The sequence below is a fragment of the Bacilli bacterium genome (assembly GCA_036381315.1).
In the GTDB taxonomy this organism is placed as follows: domain Bacteria; phylum Bacillota; class Bacilli; order Paenibacillales; family KCTC-25726; genus DASVDB01.
Window position 1 is genome coordinate 1 of record DASVDB010000119.1, and the last position, 20,608, is coordinate 20,608.

The 20,608-nt window shown below is 52.6% G+C and carries 22 protein-coding genes and 1 other annotated feature; of the genes, 16 read left to right on the plus strand and 6 right to left on the minus strand.

What is annotated here, in order from left to right:
* Positions 1-522 (plus strand): hypothetical protein (locus tag VF260_08910; protein ID HEX7057296.1); only part of this gene is annotated, 522 nt, incomplete at its 5' end.
* Positions 523-678: 156 nt separating this feature from the next.
* Here the strand turns inward: VF260_08910 and VF260_08915 are convergent.
* Positions 679-2,004, minus strand: coding sequence for a radical SAM protein (locus VF260_08915; protein ID HEX7057297.1), 1,326 nt, complete (start codon positions 2,002-2,004; stop codon positions 679-681).
* A gap of 205 nt (positions 2,005-2,209) precedes the next feature.
* On the opposite strand from VF260_08915, the gene ilvD reads away from it, so the two are divergent.
* From ilvD to VF260_08930, 3 genes are all read left to right on the plus strand, one after another.
* Complete coding sequence (gene ilvD / locus VF260_08920; GenBank protein ID HEX7057298.1) at positions 2,210-3,913, plus strand: dihydroxy-acid dehydratase; 1,704 nt, start codon at positions 2,210-2,212, stop codon at positions 3,911-3,913.
* Positions 3,914-4,029: 116 nt separating this feature from the next.
* On the plus strand, positions 4,030-4,851 hold the full coding sequence (locus VF260_08925) for an AAA family ATPase (protein HEX7057299.1): 822 nt from the start codon (positions 4,030-4,032) through the stop codon (positions 4,849-4,851).
* The gene (locus tag VF260_08930) at positions 4,845-6,752 is read left to right on the plus strand and encodes a hypothetical protein (protein ID HEX7057300.1); all 1,908 of its coding nucleotides are present in this window, start codon (positions 4,845-4,847) and stop codon (positions 6,750-6,752) included. The genes VF260_08925 and VF260_08930 overlap by 7 nt, the downstream gene beginning before the upstream one ends.
* On the opposite strand, the gene VF260_08935 is transcribed toward VF260_08930, so the two are convergent.
* Entirely contained in the window at positions 6,747-7,466 is a 720-nt protein-coding gene (locus VF260_08935) for a Crp/Fnr family transcriptional regulator (GenBank protein HEX7057301.1), read from the minus strand. The two genes, VF260_08930 and VF260_08935, sit on opposite strands and share 6 nt — an antisense overlap.
* A gap of 157 nt (positions 7,467-7,623) precedes the next feature.
* Between VF260_08935 and VF260_08940 the strand changes: the two genes are divergently transcribed.
* Entirely contained in the window at positions 7,624-7,875 is a 252-nt protein-coding gene (locus VF260_08940; GenBank protein ID HEX7057302.1) for an amino acid decarboxylase, read from the plus strand.
* An 84-nt stretch (positions 7,876-7,959) separates the two neighbouring features.
* Here the strand turns inward: VF260_08940 and VF260_08945 are convergent, their stop codons facing one another.
* Positions 7,960-8,199 (minus strand): DUF2249 domain-containing protein, encoded by a 240-nt coding sequence (locus VF260_08945; protein ID HEX7057303.1) that lies wholly within the window; start codon positions 8,197-8,199, stop codon positions 7,960-7,962.
* A gap of 291 nt (positions 8,200-8,490) precedes the next feature.
* On the opposite strand from VF260_08945, the gene VF260_08950 reads away from it, so the two are divergent.
* The 4 genes from VF260_08950 to VF260_08965 are packed head-to-tail and all read left to right on the plus strand — an operon-like array spanning position 8,491 to position 11,773.
* Positions 8,491-9,021 (plus strand): cytochrome C oxidase subunit II, encoded by a 531-nt coding sequence (locus tag VF260_08950; protein HEX7057304.1) that lies wholly within the window; start codon positions 8,491-8,493, stop codon positions 9,019-9,021.
* Positions 9,022-9,035: 14 nt separating this feature from the next.
* The gene (locus VF260_08955) at positions 9,036-10,520 is read left to right on the plus strand and encodes a cbb3-type cytochrome c oxidase subunit I (protein HEX7057305.1); all 1,485 of its coding nucleotides are present in this window, start codon (positions 9,036-9,038) and stop codon (positions 10,518-10,520) included.
* Positions 10,520-11,119, plus strand: coding sequence for an SCO family protein (locus VF260_08960; GenBank protein ID HEX7057306.1), 600 nt, complete (start codon positions 10,520-10,522; stop codon positions 11,117-11,119). Before VF260_08955 ends, VF260_08960 begins: the two co-directional genes overlap by 1 nt.
* 30 nt (positions 11,120-11,149) lie before the next feature.
* Positions 11,150-11,773: a hypothetical protein gene (locus VF260_08965; protein ID HEX7057307.1), complete on the plus strand. Its 624-nt coding sequence runs from the start codon at positions 11,150-11,152 to the stop codon at positions 11,771-11,773.
* Between the two features lie 174 nt (positions 11,774-11,947).
* Here the strand turns inward: VF260_08965 and VF260_08970 are convergent, their stop codons facing one another.
* On the minus strand, positions 11,948-13,609 hold the full coding sequence (locus VF260_08970) for a carbohydrate-binding protein (GenBank protein HEX7057308.1): 1,662 nt from the start codon (positions 13,607-13,609) through the stop codon (positions 11,948-11,950).
* A 518-nt stretch (positions 13,610-14,127) separates the two neighbouring features.
* Here VF260_08970 and VF260_08975 point away from each other — a divergent pair.
* The gene (locus VF260_08975; GenBank protein ID HEX7057309.1) at positions 14,128-14,553 is read left to right on the plus strand and encodes a hypothetical protein; all 426 of its coding nucleotides are present in this window, start codon (positions 14,128-14,130) and stop codon (positions 14,551-14,553) included.
* 72 nt (positions 14,554-14,625) lie between these two features.
* On the opposite strand, the gene VF260_08980 is transcribed toward VF260_08975, so the two are convergent.
* Entirely contained in the window at positions 14,626-14,730 is a 105-nt protein-coding gene (locus tag VF260_08980; GenBank protein ID HEX7057310.1) for a YjcZ family sporulation protein, read from the minus strand.
* Between the two features lie 199 nt (positions 14,731-14,929).
* Complete coding sequence (locus VF260_08985) at positions 14,930-15,307, minus strand: hypothetical protein (protein ID HEX7057311.1); 378 nt, start codon at positions 15,305-15,307, stop codon at positions 14,930-14,932.
* 126 nt (positions 15,308-15,433) lie between these two features.
* Here VF260_08985 and VF260_08990 point away from each other — a divergent pair, with 126 nt between their 5' ends.
* The 6 genes from VF260_08990 (at position 15,434) to metG (ending at position 20,479) form a co-directional block, all read left to right on the plus strand.
* Positions 15,434-15,763: a rhodanese-like domain-containing protein gene (locus VF260_08990; protein HEX7057312.1), complete on the plus strand. Its 330-nt coding sequence runs from the start codon at positions 15,434-15,436 to the stop codon at positions 15,761-15,763.
* 220 nt (positions 15,764-15,983) lie between these two features.
* Positions 15,984-16,547 (plus strand): LemA family protein, encoded by a 564-nt coding sequence (locus VF260_08995; GenBank protein ID HEX7057313.1) that lies wholly within the window; start codon positions 15,984-15,986, stop codon positions 16,545-16,547.
* A 1-nt stretch (position 16,548) separates the two neighbouring features.
* Complete coding sequence (locus VF260_09000) at positions 16,549-17,346, plus strand: TPM domain-containing protein (protein HEX7057314.1); 798 nt, start codon at positions 16,549-16,551, stop codon at positions 17,344-17,346.
* A gap of 81 nt (positions 17,347-17,427) precedes the next feature.
* A complete protein-coding gene (locus VF260_09005) occupies positions 17,428-17,865 on the plus strand; it encodes a Fur family transcriptional regulator (GenBank protein HEX7057315.1) in 438 nt (145 codons plus the stop codon).
* Between the two features lie 40 nt (positions 17,866-17,905).
* Positions 17,906-18,145, plus strand: a complete 240-nt coding sequence (gene yidD / locus VF260_09010; GenBank protein HEX7057316.1) for a membrane protein insertion efficiency factor YidD — start codon at positions 17,906-17,908, stop codon at positions 18,143-18,145.
* Positions 18,146-18,206: 61 nt separating this feature from the next.
* Positions 18,207-18,458: a binding site (T-box leader), on the plus strand.
* Between the two features lie 50 nt (positions 18,459-18,508).
* A complete protein-coding gene (metG, locus tag VF260_09015) occupies positions 18,509-20,479 on the plus strand; it encodes a methionine--tRNA ligase (GenBank protein HEX7057317.1) in 1,971 nt (656 codons plus the stop codon).
* Positions 20,480-20,608 lie beyond the last annotated feature (129 nt).

The window sequence follows — 20,608 nt, forward strand, 5'->3', positions numbered from 1 at the left end:
TTGGTCGCCCGCCGGTATTTGGCCGTATCAAGATGGAACGTCGCCGATGACTGGCAAAATACGAATTGCATCATTCACGGCGCCATGTCGATCACCGGTTTGGCGAGCGTCTTGTCCGGAGCGGTTGGCGGCGGCATCGTGCTTACGATCTGGCTGTGGGTGTTGTTCTGGTTCGTCATTGTCGAGTCCGTCGAAATTTGGCGAATCGGCGCGCGGACGAGAAAATACGGGCTTGCCGGAGCGATCGGCGTCTACAATGTGACGCAGTGGTCGCGGAACTTTACATTTGGCATGTTGTATGCCTTTACGATGTTTTTTGATTTGGGGAAAACGCGGTACGGGGGCATTCCGTTCCTCATGCGCTTGCATGAAGGCGTTTTGGCGGCGGGGAAATGGGTAGTGCTGTTTTTTCTGGTATATGAGATCGTTTTGTTTTTGCGCGCGCAATCCGTATTCGGCGAATTTGCCGGGCGGCGAAAACGGCGCCGCGGCTCCACTCGCGCTGGTGGTTCCGCTTTGTGAAGCCGCGCGCCATTTCCCGGGCAATGGGAAGCAAAAGTGCAAGCTACAGTGCGAGCTTCAGTGCAAGTTTCCGGGAACGGCTTTCAAAATTTTCGCCGATTTGTTGGCGGCATCCTGTATAGCCGGACGCAAAATCTTCATGGTTCGCACCTCCTTTCAGACGGACTGGTTTTTCCAATACAATTGCAGGACGCGCCGAACCTGTTTCTTTTCTTCCGGGCACGGTCGTTTTCCCGTGCGCATCCGGTACAGCGGGCAGAAGTTGCCCTGGCAGGCCGGGCGGTAAAAACACGATTGGCAGACGCTGTCTTTTTCTTCGCCGGAAGTGACCCACGCCGTAATTTTATCCATATCAAGATCGGCTTCTCCGTTTGCTTTCAGCTTGCCGACCCGATTGAAGTCTTCCTCGAGCGCAATGGTGCATTTGTACAGCGTCCCGTCGGAGCCGACAACCAGCGAATGCGGCTTCGCGGCATAACAGACGGAGCCCGTAGGCAGCATCGCTTCTTCGATAAACGAGCTCATCCTGATGCCCTGCGTTTGCCCGAATTCCTGAAAATCCCAAATCTTTTGGCCGGCCACATGATGGTCGCACACAGGCAGTTCGTCGTCGTTGGGTCCGCCCCATTTCCCGACGGGACGGGCAAACAGTTGAAACCGTTTGTCTCCCCCGAACAAGGCGCCCAACTGCTGCAGAGCATCGGGTATCAACGCCAGGTTGTCATGGTCAAAATTCATGCGCAGATGAATTTCAAAATCTCCGGCGAGTTCTTTGATTTGCAGCAAATTTTCCATAATGCGCTCATACGAACCGCCGCCCGTGCTCAATTTCCGGCGTTTGTCATGAATTTCCCGGGTTCCGTCGATCGTGATCATATAACGGGTAACGCGCCATTTTAACAATTTCCGAAACAATTCCGGAGTGAGAAAATAGCCGTTGGTCGCCATATCGGAATAATAATTGAAGCCGTACGTTTCCGCCGCCTGCAAGAAGCGTTCCGACAGTTCTTCAATGACGTCCGGAGCCAACAGCGGCTCTCCGCCGAACCAACTGAGCGACAAATTGGCAAATTTGCGGGCATGTTTATCCACATAGTCGGCAAGATTGGTTACGACCTGTTTGGACATTTTCCCGCGGGCAAAATGCTCGTAGCAGTATGTACACCGGAAATTGCAGCTTTCCGTCGGCATTACGACCAGGTGCATCAAATCATATTTGTGCAACGATTGATGCAATTGTTCCGCTTTCTTCAGTTCATCCGTTTCCGCCGGAACAATAAAACCAAGTTCGGCCAGTTGTGCGATCGTCGCCTGATGCAACGTCAAATCGGCATTTTTCAGCGTTTCGCGCGAAAGCAGCGCAAACTCGTTGTCGTCAAGCGCCGCTATCGCCCCTGTGTAGCTGTTGTAAACGATGTTTTCATTTTCCCCTGAACGCGAAAACGCGTTAAACTTCGATGGTTTCCACCGGTGTGTGGCCATTATTCCCCTCCGCAAACGAAATATACGTCAAACGATCCGCCGCTGATCCGCCGCCTGCGTGTCTTTTCGCACACGAACATACGCAAATTTTATCATTTGACGAGAATCAATTTCAATCATAATTATATGTTGTATTTTCAAGAGAAAAACATGAAAATAGAATGGTGTAGTATGCAATTCAATTTAGAAAGGTAGGAATCACGAAATGCCGAACGAGGAGAAAGACTTAAGGATTCACAGCCATGTGATCAGCGAAGGCGCCAACCGGACGCCAAACCGCGCCATGCTGCGGGCTGTGGGCTTTAAGGATGAAGACTTCAAAAAACCGATGATCGGAATCGCGAGCACCTGGGCGGAGGTTACGCCGTGCAATATGCATATCGACAAACTCGCCGTTTACGCCAAGCAGGGTGCGAAAGAAGGCGGCGGCGCCCCGCTCATATTCAATACGATTACCGTTTCCGACGGTATCGCCATGGGGCATGAAGGCATGAAATATTCGTTGCCGAGCCGCGAAGTGATCGCCGATTCGATCGAAACGGTCGTCGGCGCGGAACGGTTGGACGGCCTCGTGGCCATCGGCGGCTGCGATAAAAATATGCCGGGCTGCATGATTGCGATCTCGCGGTTGAATGTTCCGGCTGTTTTCGTCTATGGCGGAACGATCGCTCCGGGCAATCTGAACGGAAAAGACATCGATATCGTGACGGCTTTTGAAGCTTACGGCCAATTCAACGCGAACCAGATCGACGCGAGCCAATTGTACGACGTGGAATGCCATGCTTGCCCGGGATCCGGATCTTGCGGCGGCATGTATACGGCGAACACGATGGCGTCGGCCATTGAAGCGATGGGGATGAGCTTGCCGGGCAGCTCTTCCAATCCCGCGGAATCGCCGTTAAAAGCGGAAGATTGCCGCAAAGCCGGAGTGGCTGTGGTCGATTTGCTGCGCAAAGGCATTTATCCGAAACACATTATGACGAAAAAAGCGTTCGAAAACGCCATTACCGTCGTGATGGCGCTGGGCGGTTCCACGAACGCCATCCTGCACTTGCTCGCGATCGCGCATTCCATCGGCGTTGATTTGCGCATGGAAGACTTTGAAAAAATTCGCGTCCGCGTTCCGCATATTGCCGACTTGAAACCGAGCGGCCGTTACGTTTTCCAGGACTTGCATGAGGTGGGCGGCGTCCCCGCCGTCATGAAAGAACTCTTGAAAGCAGGTTTGCTGCACGGAGATTGCTTGACCGTTACCGGTAAAACGCTCGCGGAAAATTTGGCGGAAATGCCCGGCTTAAAGGAAGGACAGGACGTCGTTCGGCCGCTGTCCAACCCGCTGCGGGAAACGGGTCCGCTTGTCGTATTGAAGGGCAATCTGGCTCCCGATGGCGCCGTTGCCAAAATGTCCGGTTTGCGTTTGACCCATTTCACCGGTCCGGCCCGCGTGTTCGATACGGAAGAAGACGCGACAAATGCCGTGCTGAATGACGAGATCAACGAAGGAGACGTCATCGTCATTCGCTATGTCGGCCCGCGCGGCGGCCCCGGCATGCCGGAAATGCTGGCGATTACGGCAATCGTGATCGGCAAAGGCCTAAATGAAAAAGTCGCGCTGATTACCGACGGCAGATTTTCCGGCGGCACGCACGGTTTCGTCGTCGGCCATATCGCGCCGGAAGCGCAAAACGGCGGTCCGATCGCTTTGATCAAAGACGGCGATATCGTGACCATCGACAGCGAAACGAGAGAGTTGAAGGTTGCCGTATCCGACGCGGAACTGGCGGAGCGCCGCAAATCGTGGCAAGAGCCGCCGCTCAAATTTACCCGCGGCGTTCTGAACAAATACGCCCGTCTCGTTTCTTCCGCTTCGGTCGGCGCCATCACGGACGGCGACAAGCAGATCCTGTAATCGCTCGCTTGCGCCTTAAAAGTCGCGGGTCGATTTCGGTTGGCCCGCGTTTCCATTCTCCGCAAGTTTTCGGCTTTTTGCGGAAGCAGTACGGTTGATCGGGGGGGGAGACGCAAATGCCGTACGACAACAACATGACACTGCCCGATTTTTACATGCCGGCGGAAATGCTGAAAGTGATCGAGGATTTTTTATACAGCAAGTTTCATGTCATGCTGACCGGGAATCCGGGATGCGGCAAAACGGAATTCGGCCAGGTTTGGGCCCGCGAGCGGGGCATCGATGTGTACAAGGTCAACTGCGGAGCCATTCGCAGCCCGCGCGACTGGTTCGGCCGGTATGAATACCGGGAAGGCCAGGGGACGGTTTTTGTACCGACTCATTTTGTGGAGATGCTGGAGCGCCCCTGTTTGATCATTCTGGATGAAATCAATCGGACAACACCGGATAACCATAATCCGATTATGAATATACTCGACGGCAACCGCGAAGTGTACGTCGAAGAGCTTCGCCGCAGTTTGCGCGTTCATGAGAAGACTTATTTCCTTGCCACATGCAACACCGGAAGGCAGCATACGGGCACGTATCGGCTTGATCACGCGCTTGCGGACAGGTTCCAGGAAATTCGGCTGGAATTGCCGCCCAAAAACGTGATCGCCGATTTGATTGCGCGAAAATATCCGATTTCTCCTGATATGATCGAGGCGATAGCCGAACTGACGGTTAAGCTCGATGCCATGTACAACGACGAGTTGCTGAGCAAAGCGATGGGAATGCGTCCCGCTTACGCGGCGGCGGCGCTTGTCGCAAGAGGCAACAGCCTGGACATCGCCTTGCAATATTCTTTTGTAAACCGCTATTCCGGCGAAGGCGGCGCGGAAAGCGAACAAACGTTGGTGCGGCAGACGATCCAGGGATTGGTGGGACAGCCATGTTAGCCGACGGCTTTTTCTTCAATCATCTGCAGCGTTTGTACATCAATGGCCAGCTAAAAGACATCCCCCGGGGAAATGAACAATTGTTCGCCGCCCATTTATCCGAACAATGGCTGCGCGTGCATGCGCAGACCGCCCGCAGCGGGCGCGGATGGGAGAAAGCGAAAGAATGGCAAACCATTCTGCGCGGTATTTCGCGCACCGCTGCAATCGTGTACGGTGCCAGGGGATACCGCGTTGTTTTTGACGAAGCGGATGAGATTTATGACAAGTTTTCCGATGATGAGACGATTGTCGCTTCAACGGCGCCGGCTAACGATCCGGCAGTGGGCGATTCCCTGTTTGCCGCGGTCGATGTCATGACCGGCCAGGTGATTCACGAGGCGGCGCATTTTTTTGAGCGGCAAGGCGACCGCGCCCCGTTCGGGGACGACCCCTTTATGGCGCCGCTCCATCATCTAGCCGAAGATTTGATCATCGATACGCTCATCGCGCGGCAGTTCCCCGGTTTTTCCGGCTATTTGCTCAAGTTTCGGCGTTATTTGTTTGATATGCGGCTTAAAAAAACGGGAAGCGGCCATGCCGACAAACGGTTAACGGATTTGATCCTGGCGGTTCGCAGTACGCATCCGGCGCGGTTTGAACGCCATGCGGTGAAAACGGCCTATTTGTATTTGCTGTATATTTTGAAAACATATCCGACGGTTGCGGAATTGCGCCGTATCGACAGGGTGCGGCTGGCGCAGCAGCTATACGGGATTCTATATGAAACGAAGGAAGCCGACCAATGGCAAGAACCGGGCACCTTGGCGGCAAGTCTGGTGCGGGGCAAGGACGGTCCGCCGACGCCGGGCAAAAACGGGCCGAATCGCGGCGGAGAAAACAATCCGCAGCCTTCAGAGCGGAAGAAATATGAAAAATCCGGAAAGCTTTTTGCCGGCAAAAACCGATGGATGGAACAATTTCGCCACAAGGAGCGGTCGGATGAAAAAGAGCGGGCGTTAACCGCGGACGATTTGCGGCTTGTGCGCAATATGGAGGATCAGATGGACACCCGGACGGACGGGGCGGGCGCCGGGCAAAAAGGCGGGTATCAGATCGTGTTCTCGCGTCCTACGCCAAGTTATAACGCGGCGCAAAAATATGAGGCCGCGGCGGATGCGGTCCGCGGGCAAATCGTGCGCCTGCGCAACCAGTTTTCCTGGGCGAATGCCGGAATCAACTTGAGCCAATTTGGCTTGACGGCGGGAGAGCTTGATGAGGATGCGCTGTATCGGGCAAAATTTGCCGCCGATTTGTTTATCCGTCCGATCATGCTGCCGCGTCGGTCGCCCAAACTCGATATTTCGCTGCTCATCGACTCCAGCAATTCCATGCTTGCGCCCATGAAGAACAGCGGGCAGCCCGGATATGTTGCGGCCCAGAGGCTGGCGGCGCTGTTCGTGGAGGCGCTTGAGCCGGTGGATTCGATCAAAACGTGGGTGTACGCTTTTTCTTCGAGCGAACAAACGGTATCCATTCGCGAGTTGTATACGTCCGAATCCGGGGAGAAAATTCGCATCGGGGACATTTATCCTGCCGGCCAGACACCGGAATACCAGGCCTTGCTTGCGGTTTCGCGGCGGATGCGGGATATCTCGCGCCCGGAAGCGGGCAAAATATATGTAATATGTTCCGACGGGATGCCGCAAGATGATCTTACTCCCGGGCATATTCAAATCCAAAAAATAAAGCGGCTTGTAAAGCAGCTTCATCATAACGGCGACAGCTGCATTCATGTGGCGTTAAGCCCGAATGCGCCGACGCAGCATATTTATCCGCACCGGTTGGTATTCCCCGAAAACGGTTATCCTGAACTTGTGCAGCGTTTCGGCAAGCTGCTTAACAGTTTGCTAAAGTCATGAAACGGTCGCTTGCAAAAGCGCCTGGGGATCCAGAATTTTGATCATGTTGCGCCTTTCCAGCGAAATAATGCCTTGTTCTTCCAGCCACGCCAGCTTTCTGCTTAATGTCTCGGGCGTGGTGCCGATCAACGCGGCCAATTCTTTTTTGGCGACCGGCAGCTTGACTACGTTGTCGCCGGGACTTAGCTGCTCATAAAACAAGCCGAGTATTTTCGCCAAACGGCGTTCCACTTCCAGCAGGCTGATCGCGCCCATCCAGTCATCGGCCTGGTGCAGCCGTTCGCTGACCGCCAGCAAAAACCGGTACGTGACTTTCGGTTTATTCTCCATAAATTGAATGAAGTCGCGGCGGTGTATGATGCAAATAACGGACGGCTCAAGCGCTTCGGCGTTGGCGTAGTGTTTTTTTTGCAACAACAGCGAAAATTGTCCGAAAAAGTCGCCGGGGAACATGAACCGAATAATTTGTTCCTTGCCTTCGTCCGACAACTTGGAAATTTTGATGATGCCTTCACTGACAACAAACAGCGAGTCGCACGATTCTCCTTCCTGAAACACCATTTCTCCCTTCGCAACATGCTTGCTTTGCGCCACCGCATGCAATTCGGCAACTTCTTCGTCCGTTAGGCAGTCGAAGACGCTGACACGACGAATGCAGGACGGTTGGCCGGCATGATCGCGCAGGCAATGTTCCGGTTTATGATCACAGGACAATGCGACCACTCCTTAAATGAAAATTATTCTCAATTGAAATTAACAGAAATGCACAATGTTGATTGTGATCTCCGTCACTTGACGCAAATCAATTTCAATCCTTATGATACCATGTATGTTAAAATAGTCGAAATATTTCGTTTGGAGGTGACTTTCCGTGCTGGAAGTCCAATACAAAGGCAATATTGCTGTTATTGATGTGCGTGAACGTATTTTAAAAGGCGAACACCCCCGTTTTGAAATCATTAATTTTGTCAAGGAAGCCAAAAAGGGCACGATCATCGAAGTCCATCTTCCCCACCGCGCGCAACCGCTTGTAAAAGGGTTGGAAGAAATCGGCATCAACGCTGTGCTGAATGAATTATCCCCCAACCATTACCGATTGATGTGCGTCAAATTGGATGATTAGGAAAAATGAAAAAAGTCCGCAAAACACAAACCGGGTTGGTTGTCCCAGCCCGGTCCGTGTTTTGCTTCGAAATGCAAAAGACGACTATTTTTTAACGAATGTGACGATCCAGTGGTCGTCTTCTTTTTGTTCGCAGCTGTTGCTGAAGTTTTTGCGTTCCATGACGTTCAGCAACGGATCGGGTTTGAATGTGGCATGCAGGATCAACGTATCGCCGCTTTCCGTCAAGCCGTCCACAGCTTCCATGATCACTTTGAACGGTTCTTGTTTTGCTTTCAGCAACGGACGCACGTCCAGGTCGACCACTTTCGGTTCTTTCGCCATTTTAAATACCTCCGGACAAATTTTTTGCCGTTCAGACTTATTATAGTATAGACACATGCGCATTTTAAAGTGTGACGAATGTCACACTAATATTGTGACATCCCTCACTGGACAGCATTTTTTTTTGCCGTAAACTACAATAGGTTAAAATAAAGGAGGGGAACTGCAGAAGCTTTATGTCATTGCAATTTGCGCCATGCACATGGGAGTGAACGGAACGGGCCGGATCAATGCGATGGAACAAACGGCGGAGCTTGAATCTTATTAATAAATTTAGCGGAGGGTTGCGACATGCAGCAGGTGGCATGGTGGGTTTCAATTTTCTTTATTATCATCGTCTTCCTCGTTTTTGTATTCATTGCCGTTAATTCACGAAAACGGGAGGACAATTTTGCGCCGATTCGCCAAAAAGGCAACAAAATCCGGCGCGTTTGGATCGTTGTACTGAGCATTATTTTGCTGTCGGGCATTGGCATCGCATTATCGCTTTTGCCATACGGCAAGCCGCAGGCGGCACAAGGCGAACTGCAAAATGTGGATGTAACGGCCCAGCAGTTTGCGTTTAATTTGAGCACGAGTACAATCGTGGCGGGAAAAACCGTCGCTTTTCATGTCACGAGCAAGGATGTAAACCATGGTTTTGGCGTATATGACGAAAACGGGCGGTTGCTGGCGCAAACACAAGCGATGCCCGGATATGTTAACACGGTCTATTACACGTTTACAAAACCGGGTAAATACAAAATTCTTTGTCTGGAATATTGCGGGCTCGCACACCATTATATGCAGGGCGAGTTTGAAGTAGTTCCGGAAAATCAATAAGGGGGGCCGCACATATGGCGACATTGGAAATTGGCAGCACACAACATCTTGGTTTGGGCGCAAAACGCGGCATCATCGGTTACTTGCTGGTGGGATGCGTCGGTTTGCTGGCGATGATGGTAATGGGGCTCTTGATGCTGCTGTCCCAAGGCAAGGTATTCGTACTTAGCGATGCAACCGTATATGAATTGCTGACGATGCACGGCACCGGCATGATTGGATTAAGTTCCTTGGCAGCCTGTGCGGTGATGTGGTATTTTTTAAGCCAATATGTCAAATTGAGCGTTAAAATACTGATCGCCAATTTGGTGTTGGCCATTGTCGGCGTCGTACTGGTGATCATCTCGATTTTTGGTTTGCATTTTGCGGCGGCCTGGACGTTTCTTTATCCGCTTCCGGAAATTTCCGGCGGCGCATGGGGCAAAACCGCGGCTGCGATGTATTTGTCGGGAATGCTGTTGATCGGGATTGGTTTCCTGTTATTTTACCTTGACTCCGGCCGGGCGATTCTCAAGCGCTACGGAAGCTTTGGCGTTACTTTGGGATGGCCGTGGTTGACCGGAAAAAATAAAGATCTTTCGCAAGTTCCGCCAAAAGCGGTCATAGCTTCCACCATGGTTACCATTGTAAATACGATTGCGATGGCTGTCGGCGCCGCAGTTATCGTGATGATGATCATCAATGTGTACAACCCGGCATTTGCCATTGACGCCTTGTTTGCCAAAAATATGATTTATGCGTTCGGCCATATTATCGCCAATGCGGTTATCTATATGGGGATTATTGCGGTGTATGAACTCCTGCCGAAATACACGAAACGGGAATGGCAGCCAAGCAAGTTGTTTCTCTTGTCCTGGAACATGTCGACCTTGTTCACGTTGGTCATTTATCCGCACCATTTGTTGATGGACTTCGCCATGCCGAAATGGACGTTGGTGCTGGCCATGATTCTGTCGTATGCGAACGGCATTCCGGTTTTGGTCGTAACGGCGTATGGCGCCCTGATGCTGATTTACCGTTCCGGCACGAAATGGGATATTGCTTCCAAATTTCTCTTCCTGTCGTTGTTTGGTTGGGTCGCCGGCGTTATTCCGGCCATCGTTGACGCCTCCATCAATGTAAACTACGTGATGCACAACACGAAGTGGGTGCCCGGACATTTCCATATGTATATGGGAATCGGCGCCGTCAGCATGCTGTTTGCGTTCATGTATTATCTGAATAAAGTGGACGCCGGCCATCAAGATCAACCGATTGAAAAGGTCGCTTTCTGGATCTACGGAGCTTTCTTCCTGGGGCTGGCAATGACGTTTCTGCTTTCCGGCGCGTCCAGCGTTCCGCGCAGATGGGCGGTGCACATGCCGGAATGGACGATCTTTGACAAATTTGGCGCAGCTTTTGCCGTTTTGATCATCCTTGCCGTGTTCGTGTTCGTGGTCCGCTTTGTTACCTGTTCCGTCCACATGAATAAACGCCAATTGGCGATGAAATCAAAATAATGGGCAAACTATTGCCGCTCGTTATCGTGCTCTTGTTTGGTTCAACCTTGTTATGGTTCGGAACGGACGGATTCAGAGCCTTTACTTCGGAAGGCGCGCGCAGGGTGGACATAGTCAGCAATCCGCGGCAGGTGCCGGATATCCAGCTTGAGGACCAGAACGGACAAACGTTTTCCATGGCCGACCTGGCGGGGAAGACGGTGCTGATGACATTCTTTTATGCCCGCTGCACCGATGTTTGTCCGGAATTGCAGGATCATTTGCATAAAGTGGCGGAAATGCTTCCGCCGGGCCGTTTGGGCAAAGACATCGTGTTGTTGAGCGTCAGCTTTGATCCCAATTATGATGATGAACAGGTATTGCACGAATATGCCCTGCGCTTTGAGGCGCAGGCGCCTACCTGGCGTATCGCCCGTGTCGCTGACAAGGAACAGTTAAAGCAATTGCTGAATCGCTTTGGCGTCGTTGTCATTCCGGTGGAAAACGGCGAATTTGAACATAACGATGCGATCTATATCGTCAATAAAGAGCAAAAACTCACGCACATTTTCGACTATACGGCGGACCGTTCGATTGCCGAAGCCGCCCTAGCATCGTAAAAACGGAAATTGAAATTGGGGATGAAGCATATGGCCGCATGGAAAGAGAAAGCTAAAGCTTTAACCGCAAAAAACATGCTGCCGCGCTTATGCGGACTCGCATTGTTTGCCATTCTGGCGTTACCGCCGGTATTTCATTGGCTGGAGAAAAGCATGGTCGGCCAAATGCTGGGCTTAACTCCGCTTTTGGTTTTGTCGGGCGCGCTCATCTTTTGGCCGGCGAACATGCGGCGGGAAAGGGAAAAGCCTTCGCGCATTTGGGGGCTTCCCGGCTTTCTGTTCGGCATGTTTATTATCGCCTATTGGATGTTGCCGCGTTCCCTGGATATGGCGGTAGCGGACAAAACGGCGGATTTCATCCGCTTTGTCACGCTTCCGTTATTGGCGGGCGTGCCGTTTGTGAAAAGCTGGTCAAGATTAAGCCTGGTCGCGAAAGGCTTTGTTTGGGCGAACCTGGTTTCCATGTTTATTGTGATGGGGTGGCTTTATCTCGCTTCGCCGAACCGCTTGTGCAATTATTATTTGCTGGGCCAACAGCAACTGCTGGGCCGCTGCTGGCTGGTCGCGGCCATCGCCGTATCCGCCTATAAAGCGGCGGGCACGCTGTTCGGAACAGCGCCGGCTAATGAAACACCTGAAAACAGTTTGTCATAAAAGGTTCGCAATGCTTTTTGCTTCTGCCAACACGGGCAAGCGGAAAGGTTGCGTCGATTGAGCAGGCGCATGCATTCGCATGCGCCTGCTCAATTTTGAAAAGGATTACGACAAATTTTGCAAGTATGAGGCGTTCGGTCTGGAAAAATTATAGTTGTCGTGATTGTCCCAATCTCACGGCACCAATTTGGGAAGACTCGGGATTGTTTGATTGCAATCCCCGGAAAGCGGCAAATTGCGGCATACATATTGCCCCGCGCTGTTTTCAGTCGCCGCTCCAGTCGGCGCGGGCCCGTATACGCGCTGCTTCCATAGCTGCCACAACATAAAGCCGTCAAAAGATTCACCTTTGTTTTTGATGTAATTTACCATTGTTTCGACGTTATAATATTGTGTGGCGATGTTGTTTTGCCCGGTGAGCATGTCGGCATCATAGACCGTCCCGGCCGGAGCGTTGACTTCCAAAACTGCGCCGCCGGCTCCTTCGGGAGCAATTTCCATCCCCATATTGATCGGACCGTTGTAAATGGCGCGGTATGACTCGTATCCCTCGCGCGGATCATAATAATCCCCGGCATCATAGGACATCAGGTTGATAAAGTCGATTTTGCCGCCATAATCTTTCACCACCCGGTATAACACGCCGCCGAAAGGAGACCCCCACTGCACTTTTCCTTCTTCAAACGGCGTTCCTTTTACGTAATAGGCACCGGTTGACCAACCTGCGATGGATATTTTGAGATTCGCCCCGCGCGCGTGAATTTCATCGTACAAGCCATTGATAATGCCGATAATTTGACTGTCCAATGTGCAACTGAATTGGTCGGCCGTAAGTTTATTGCAACTGTCTCCGTTTGCTTCCCAGTCGATGTCGATGCCGGATGCGCCCAGGTCAAGGACAAGGTCAACCACCCGCGCGGCATTGAAGTTCGCCCATTCGCTGCCCTGGCTGTAGGCCCAACCGCCGACGGACACGAATACTTCCGTGCCGCGCGCTTTTAACGCAGCGATGTTGTTACGGAAATCCTGGGCTTGTTGCGCGGTAAATTTTTTCTGCCCGTTGTTTGTAGTTGCCCCTTCCACAAATTCGAAACCGGCTATCGCCTGATCAAACGCATAGGATCCTTTTTGGTAGGTTGTATTCGGTCGTGCAAATGCCAGGTTCACAGTGGTGATATAGTTTGGTATGTTTGCCGGTATCAGATCGTAAATACTGGTGTTCCAGGTGCTGGCGTACGTAACGTATCGCCGGGAACCCGGCGGTTGGCTTGTCGGCGTAGGGGTAGGTGTTATCGTCGCTGTCGGAGTGGGTGCAGGAGTTTGCGTTGGTGTCGGCGTTGCGCCACTGCAAGCGCCCAAATCTTCCCAAACGCCCCATTCACCGGTTGTTCCCGGTTCTTCTCCCTGCGTCCACCATTTTGCTTTCCATTCGTGTCCGGCATGCGAGACAATCGCTCCACCGTTATACGCGGTGGTACTGACCCATTCCGGTGCCGTGCAAGCGCTGGCTGTGCTTGTTGGCGTGGGTGTCGGTGTAGGTGTCGGTGTGGACGTTGGCGTTGGTGTTGGAGCAGGCGTTGCCGTAGGTGTCGGCGGCGAACCGGCGTACACCTTCCACAAAGCGGGAGTATTGGGCGGTTCCCAGCCTGTCAAGGATGAATGCGCCTGGATGCATTCATAGGTTATACCGCCATAGGAAACAATATCACCTGTCTGATAGTAAACCCCGGGCTGCCATTCATTAATCGCTCCCGCAGCCGGCAAAACAGGCAAAAGGCTGACCAATAGAACTGTAATAAGACAAAAAACGGTAAATCGTGTCCTCTTTCCTTTCATCCGCATTTCACTCCTTCAATAGAAAATTTTGAAAGCCGCAAATCACGTAACTGATTCTTGGGACCACCTCCTTGTCCAAAAAAAACTGCTTACCTTTTTTGAAAATGGATCATCCGCCGACAGCGGGTAAGCGTTACGGCAATCGAACTGGAGCAGGATTTCAGCTAACGTTTGCAGGTTCGCTCAGGCAATTTCGGAAAGCGGGTTGGCTAGACGGATTTTTGCGTAGGGGAAATAAGAGGAAATCTTTAACTCTATTTTGATAGCAATCAAGTTTATTTGCCAAGGCTAAATATATCGACTGATGGGGGAAAATTCTATTCAAGGGCTTTTTACGGCGCCGCCCGGTGCCAAAAAAACTTTTTCCGCATGGAACATTACGGGGCAATGCCTCATGCGCTCCTCCGGTTTTTAGCATAAAGTGTAGAAGCACGCAGGACGCGCAATTTGGCTCACGCCTTTTACGCCGGCAACCAGCTTTCATGCGCGCAACTTCAACACACGGGAGGAGGGCGAAAATGCCTGATTCGCAAGAGAAGGCGGTCGTCCAAAGTTTCGCTGCGCCGGGACAGCCGGGGCAATCGGGACAACTGCCTCTGGAGATGTTACCGTTCGGCGATGAAATGTATATGCTGCCGCCAGGGGGCTTTTCCGGTAGTAACGCTTCGGGCAACAGCTTGTTGGATAAATTGGGCGGAATAGACGGCATAATAAAAGCGGTGGAAAATGCGCAGAAAATGTTCCGGATGGCGCAACAGTTTGCGCCTTTATTGAAAATGATCGCATTATTTTTTGGCAAAGCGAAAAAACCATCATCCGGCCCGCGGCGTGCAATCCGCAAAGCATCTGGCAAAAGGCGGCGAAGTTCGGCTGTAAAAAGGCGAAAACGCCTGCGCCGGGCATCGGGCAATCGACCTATCTACAGAAAATACGGCGGAAAATAGAAGCTGTTTCATAAAAAAACGAAGAAGACGATTCCCCTTGCCGAATCGTCTTCTTCATGCCGCTTTTTCGCGTTAGATGCCGAATGCCAACGAGCGGGAAACGATGACCAACAGGATGAAAAGCACCAGGATAACGCCGGTTGTAGTAAAACCCCCATAACCCATTGCCGCGCTCATCGTATTTCACCCCTTTCGGCTAGTTCTCGTTGTAATGTATGCGCAATCCGTAAAGTTGTCTGGATGTATGTTCCCGTTGACAGAAAAAATTTTGCCGCATTTGGGCGGCTTTCCCGGAACAAACGCCCGGTTCGGTCATAAGATGGTAGCGTAAAGCGAAATTGTTAGAATTCCAACAGAAAAAGGTGATCTTGATTGACTATCGACAACGGCAATGTGCGGCAAGTTGGCGAAATACCTCAACCGGAAGTTGCGCCAAGCAGGCAAATGACGCAATCTCCGCCGGGATATTCCGGTCCGCCTGCTCAGCCGTTTGCCCCTTTTCCGCCTGCTTTTCCATATGGCGGAGCGCCGGGTTATCCTTCGCCCCAACCGGGGATGCCGCCGTATTTTCCCCCGTCCGTCTACGGGCCGATGCCGGGTTACCCGGGTGTCCCGTATACGGCTTATCCCGGAACCCCCTACGGACAATATCCGTTGCCGCCGATGGCGGGTACTTCGGGAACTTATCCGGGCATATCGGGGATACCGCCGACACCTTATTCGGGTATGCCGGGGAGCCCTGATATGTGGTCATGGTCCGATTGGCTGCCCGGATCAATGGATAATTTCTAAAGACAAAATCTTTGTAAACTTGTCGGAATGGTGGTATGATTTTGCTAACGGTTGAAACAGCATCTTAATTTTTAGACGGAGGGCTTTCATGACAGAACTAATAGACGGTATCCCCCATATTTTCAAAGAAGAATTACGGGAAATTTTGCAAGGAAACGACGCATCCCTGGAAGTTGTCGACGTAAGGGAAGCGGATGAGTATGCGGAAGCGCATATCCCCGGGGTCAAACACGTTCCGATGAGTGAAATTTCCGACCGGTTCGCCGAATTCGATCCGGGCAAAAAATATGTGTTTGTATGCCGCAGCGGGCGGAGAAGTTTGCATGTTGCCAAGGTTTTTCAGGAAAACGGCTTCGATGTGTTAAACTTTAAGGGCGGCATGCTGGAGTGGGACGGCGAAACCGTTTCGGGAATGTAAGCAACAATCTATAGTAAAATTGCCGTGCATATATAATGCATGGCTTATTGCCTTTTTGCGTTCCGGGCCGAATCGCCGGGCCGGTCGCAACGCAAGCGAATCCGTCCGGGATGAATTCGCCGCGGGAGGGCAAAATGATGCATCCTGATGGCGCATTCATCCGTATACAAATACAAGGATATTCCTTGCAAATCGTTTCGAATGGAGAGATGCCCAAACTATGAGAAAATCGTCAATCGCCTGGATTATCGCGGGAGTATTGGTAGTCATTCTGATCTTATCGTCCGTATCAGCGTATAACGGGATGGTAACGGCGCAAACCAACGTGGACAAGCAATTTTCCCAAATTGAAAACACGCTGCAGCGGCGCGCCGATTTGATCCCGAATTTGGTCAATACGGTAAAAGGCTATGCCGCGCACGAAAAGGAAGTGCTGCAATCGATTGCGGACGCCCGCAGCAAACTCGTCGGCGCGAACACCCCGGCGCAAATGGCCGCGGCGGACAGCGAACTGTCCAGCGCGTTATCAAGGTTGCTCGTTGTCGTGGAAAATTATCCGGACTTGAAAGCGGACAAGGAATTTACCCGTTTGATGGACGAATTGTCCGGCACGGAAAACCGGATTGCCGTCGCGCGAAAAGATTATAACGATGCGGTCGAACAATACAATTTGAAAATCCGACGTTTTCCCGGCTCGCTCTTTGCCTCCATGTTTGGTTTTGCGCCGCGGGATTTCTTCAAGAGCCAACCCGGAGCCGAGAAGGTGCCGGAAGTAAAGTTCTGATATGGCCATGAACATACCTTCAGTCAGCTGGAAAATGGCTCCGCCGCGCGGATTGCGCACGATTATGCTCGCGCTTGCCGCATGCATATGGCTGCTTTTGCCGGCCCTGCCCGCGCATGCGGACGCGCGCTTCGGCGTTTATGTGGACGATGGCGCAAACATGCTGTCGCCGGCGGCGCAAGCAAAACTTTATCAAAACGCCGTATGGCTGCACGACGTTACCGGCTCGGCGCAGGTCGGCGTGGTGACCGTCAAGTCGCTTGACGGCGGGACGATCGAGGAAACGGCATTATCCACGTTTCGCCGTCTCGGTTTAGGCGGAAAAGAACGAAACGACGGTGTTTTGCTCCTGTACGCCGCGCAGGAGAACCGGGTGCGCATCGAGGTCGGCTACGGTCTGGAAGGCGCCATTCCCGACGGCAAGGCGGGCGCCATTCTGGACGAGTACTTTTTGCCCAATATGCGCAAAGGAAACGTCGACGACGCGTTCATCGCCGCCCAAACCGCGATTATTCGCGCCGCGGCAAGCGAATACGACATTGATCCGGCGCAAATGGATCAGGCCGGAATCCCGCGCATGCCGCAAACGAATGAAGGCTTCCTGCAAAACATGCCGATTGCGGCAAAAATCATTTTCGCCGTTGTGATCGTATTTTTGCTTTTTATCGATTTTCGCTTTTTCGGCGGCACGTTTACCTGGATGCTGCTAAGCTTGTTGGGACGCCGCGGCGGCGGCGGGGGCTTTGGCGGCGGACGCGGCGGCGGCGGCTCATCGGGCGGCGGCGGCGCAAGCAGATAAGCCGCGGTTACCGCGGCTGCCTTTTCCCCGCCGCTGTTTTGCGGTATGATGGAAATAAGCAGACCGCAATCGGGAGGGGACATCGTGACAGCCGACGAAATTATCCGCCTCATGGCTGACCGGGGCTTGCGCATAACGGACCAACGCAAATCGTTGGCCGGGCTGTTTGCCGGCGCGGATGGTTACTTGTCCGCCAAGGCCGTGCATGAAGCGATGAAAAAATGGTATGACGGCTTAAGTTTTGATACGGTGTACCGCAATTTGCGGCTGATGTGCGAGATGGATGTGCTGGAGCAATTCGTGTTTGCGGAAGGGGTTAAATTCCGCATCCGCTGCGGCGAAGAAGAACATCACCATCATTTGATTTGTCTTGCCTGCGAGAAGACGATGCCGCTTATGTATTGCCCGATGGAAAAAATCCCGGGCGTGCCGGAGACGTTTCAGATCGTCAGGCACAAATTTGAAGTGTTCGGTTATTGCGACGCATGCAAGCACGAACTGGGCATGAAGCCGGTTTGACCGCGCGATTCGGGAGGAACAAAGAATGGCCAAAACGGTTATGAGAACAATCGCCAAGGCGCCGATTCACGCATACCGCAAGTTTATTTCGCCGTTAAAGCCCCCGACGTGCCGGTTTTATCCGACCTGCTCGCAATATGCGTTGGAAGCGATCGAGATTCACGGCGCATGGAAAGGCGTCTGTCTCGCGGCCAAACGCATCGCCAAATGCCACCCGTTTCATCCGGGCGGCGTCGATCCGGTGCCTCCGGCGAAACCGCGCGGGCGAAAGCGGCCATAAAGCTGGGCAACTTGACAGCAAGCGGCAATACCGCTATATTCTTCGTAAAGGAAATGTTATATTCATTCCGACGAAGGGAAGAGTACGGAGCGATTGCCTGCCGCAGAGAGCCGGGGCAGCTGAAAACCGGTGCAGGACGGCTTTGGAACATGGTCCCGGAGGAACCGGTCTCGAGCGGCTTGTCCGCAAGCGCGTTAGAGTCCGGCGCGAGGTCCGGCGTTAGCGGAACAGTCGGCAAGACTTGGCGAGCCTCCGTTTGCGAAAGCGGAGGAAAATTGGGTGGTAGCGCGTGAGGTAATCTCTCGTCCCATATGGGGGGCGATTTTTTTATGGCACAAAACGAAATCAGGAGGGCAAACGATTATGAACGAGCAAAAAACTTTTTACATCACGACCCCGATCTATTATCCGAGCGACAAACTGCATATCGGGCATGCGTACACGACCGTGGCCGGGGACGCCATGGCGCGGTACAAGCGGCTGCGCGGCTTTGATGTCATGTATTTGACCGGTACGGACGAGCACGGCCAGAAAATCGAGCGCAAAGCCAAAGAAAAAGGCGTCACCCCGCAGCAATTCGTCGACGATATTGTGAGCGGCATCCAGGATTTGTGGAAAAAGCTTGATATTTCCCATGATGATTTTATTCGTACGACGGAAAAACGCCATACGGCGGCGGTCGAGCGGATTTTTCAAAAATTCGTGGAGCAGGGCGATATTTACCTTGGTACATATGAAGGCTGGTATTGCACGCCCGACGAGGCGTTTTTCCCGGAGTCGAAACTGGTTGACGGCAAATGCCCGGACTGCGGCCGCCCGGTGGAAAAGGTGAAGGAAGAGTGCTATTTTTTCCGGATGAGCAAATACGCCGACAAATTGCTGCGGTTTTATGAAGAAAACCCCGATTTTATCCAGCCGGAATCGCGCAAAAACGAAATGATCAACAACTTTATCAAACCGGGATTGGAAGATTTGGCCGTATCCCGCACTACATTCGACTGGGGCATCAAGGTGCCGGAAAACCCGCGGCACGTCATTTACGTTTGGATCGACGCTTTGTCGAACTATATTACGGCGCTTGGCTACGGCACGGATGACCAAAGCAAATTCGACCGTTACTGGCCGGCGGATGTACACCTGGTCGGCAAGGAAATCGTCCGTTTCCATACGATCTATTGGCCGATCATGCTGATGGCGCTGGGATTGCCGCTGCCGAAAAAAGTGTTCGCGCACGGCTGGCTGTTGATGAAAGACGGGAAAATGTCCAAATCGAAAGGCAATGTCGTCGATCCGGTGACGCTGATCGATCGGTACGGTCTCGATGCGCTGCGCTACTATTTGCTTAGGGAAGTTCCGTTTGGCGCGGACGGCACGTTCACGCCGGAAAGCTTCATCGAGCGGGTCAACTCGGATTTGGCGAACGATCTGGGCAATTTGCTCAATCGGACAGTCGCGATGATCGATAAATATTTCGCGGGGATCATCCCGCCCTATACCGGATGCGTAACCGCATACGACGAAAGCCTGGAGCAAGCGGCCCGGCATGCCGTCGAGCAGGCGGAAGCGGCAATGGAAAAAATGGAGTTTTCCGTGGCGCTTACGGCCATCATGCAGTTTGTGCGGCGCGGCAACAAATATATCGATGAAACGCAGCCGTGGAATTTGGCGAAGGATGGCGCAAAACGCGGCCAGCTGGCTTCCGTCATGACCCATCTGGCCGAAGTGCTGCGGATTGCTTCGGTTTTGCTTGCGCCGTTTTTAACCCGCGCGCCGCAAAAAATCCGCGAACAATTGGGACTTGGCGCAACCTGTGCGGCCGTCTGGGACGGCGTCGTCCGTTTTGGGCAAATTCCGGACGGAACCGCGGTCAAAAAAGGCGAGCCCATTTTCCCGCGGTTGGATGCGGACAAGGAAATTGCCTATATCGCATCTTCCATGTCCGGCGGCAAAAAGGCGGCGCAGGCGGACAACCATGCCGCGCAGGCGCCCGCACGGCAAAATTCCGGCAAGCCGGAAATCGGTATCGACGATTTTGGCAAAGTGGAACTGCGGGTTGCCCAGGTATTGGCCTGCGAGCCGGTGCCGAAAGCGGATAAGCTGTTGAAGCTGAAGCTTGATCTGGGCGCCGAACAACGGCAGGTCGTATCGGGCATCGCCCCATTTTATAAGCCCGAAGAATTGATCGGGCAGAAAGTCATTTGCGTGACAAACTTAAAGCCGGTTACTTTGCGCGGCGTACTGTCGCAAGGCATGATTTTGGCCGCTTCCGCCGGCGACAGGCTGACGATCGCCACCGTTTCCGCCGACATGCCTAACGGCGCAATCGTCAAATAACGAACAAACGAATGAATCATCTGACGGTCGATTCCCGGCGCCAGCGAACAGGCACCGGGAATTTTCGTTCTTTGTTTGTCGTTTGCGTGTCCGTTTCGATGTTTCCGTTGACAGTTTGGGCGCTGCTCT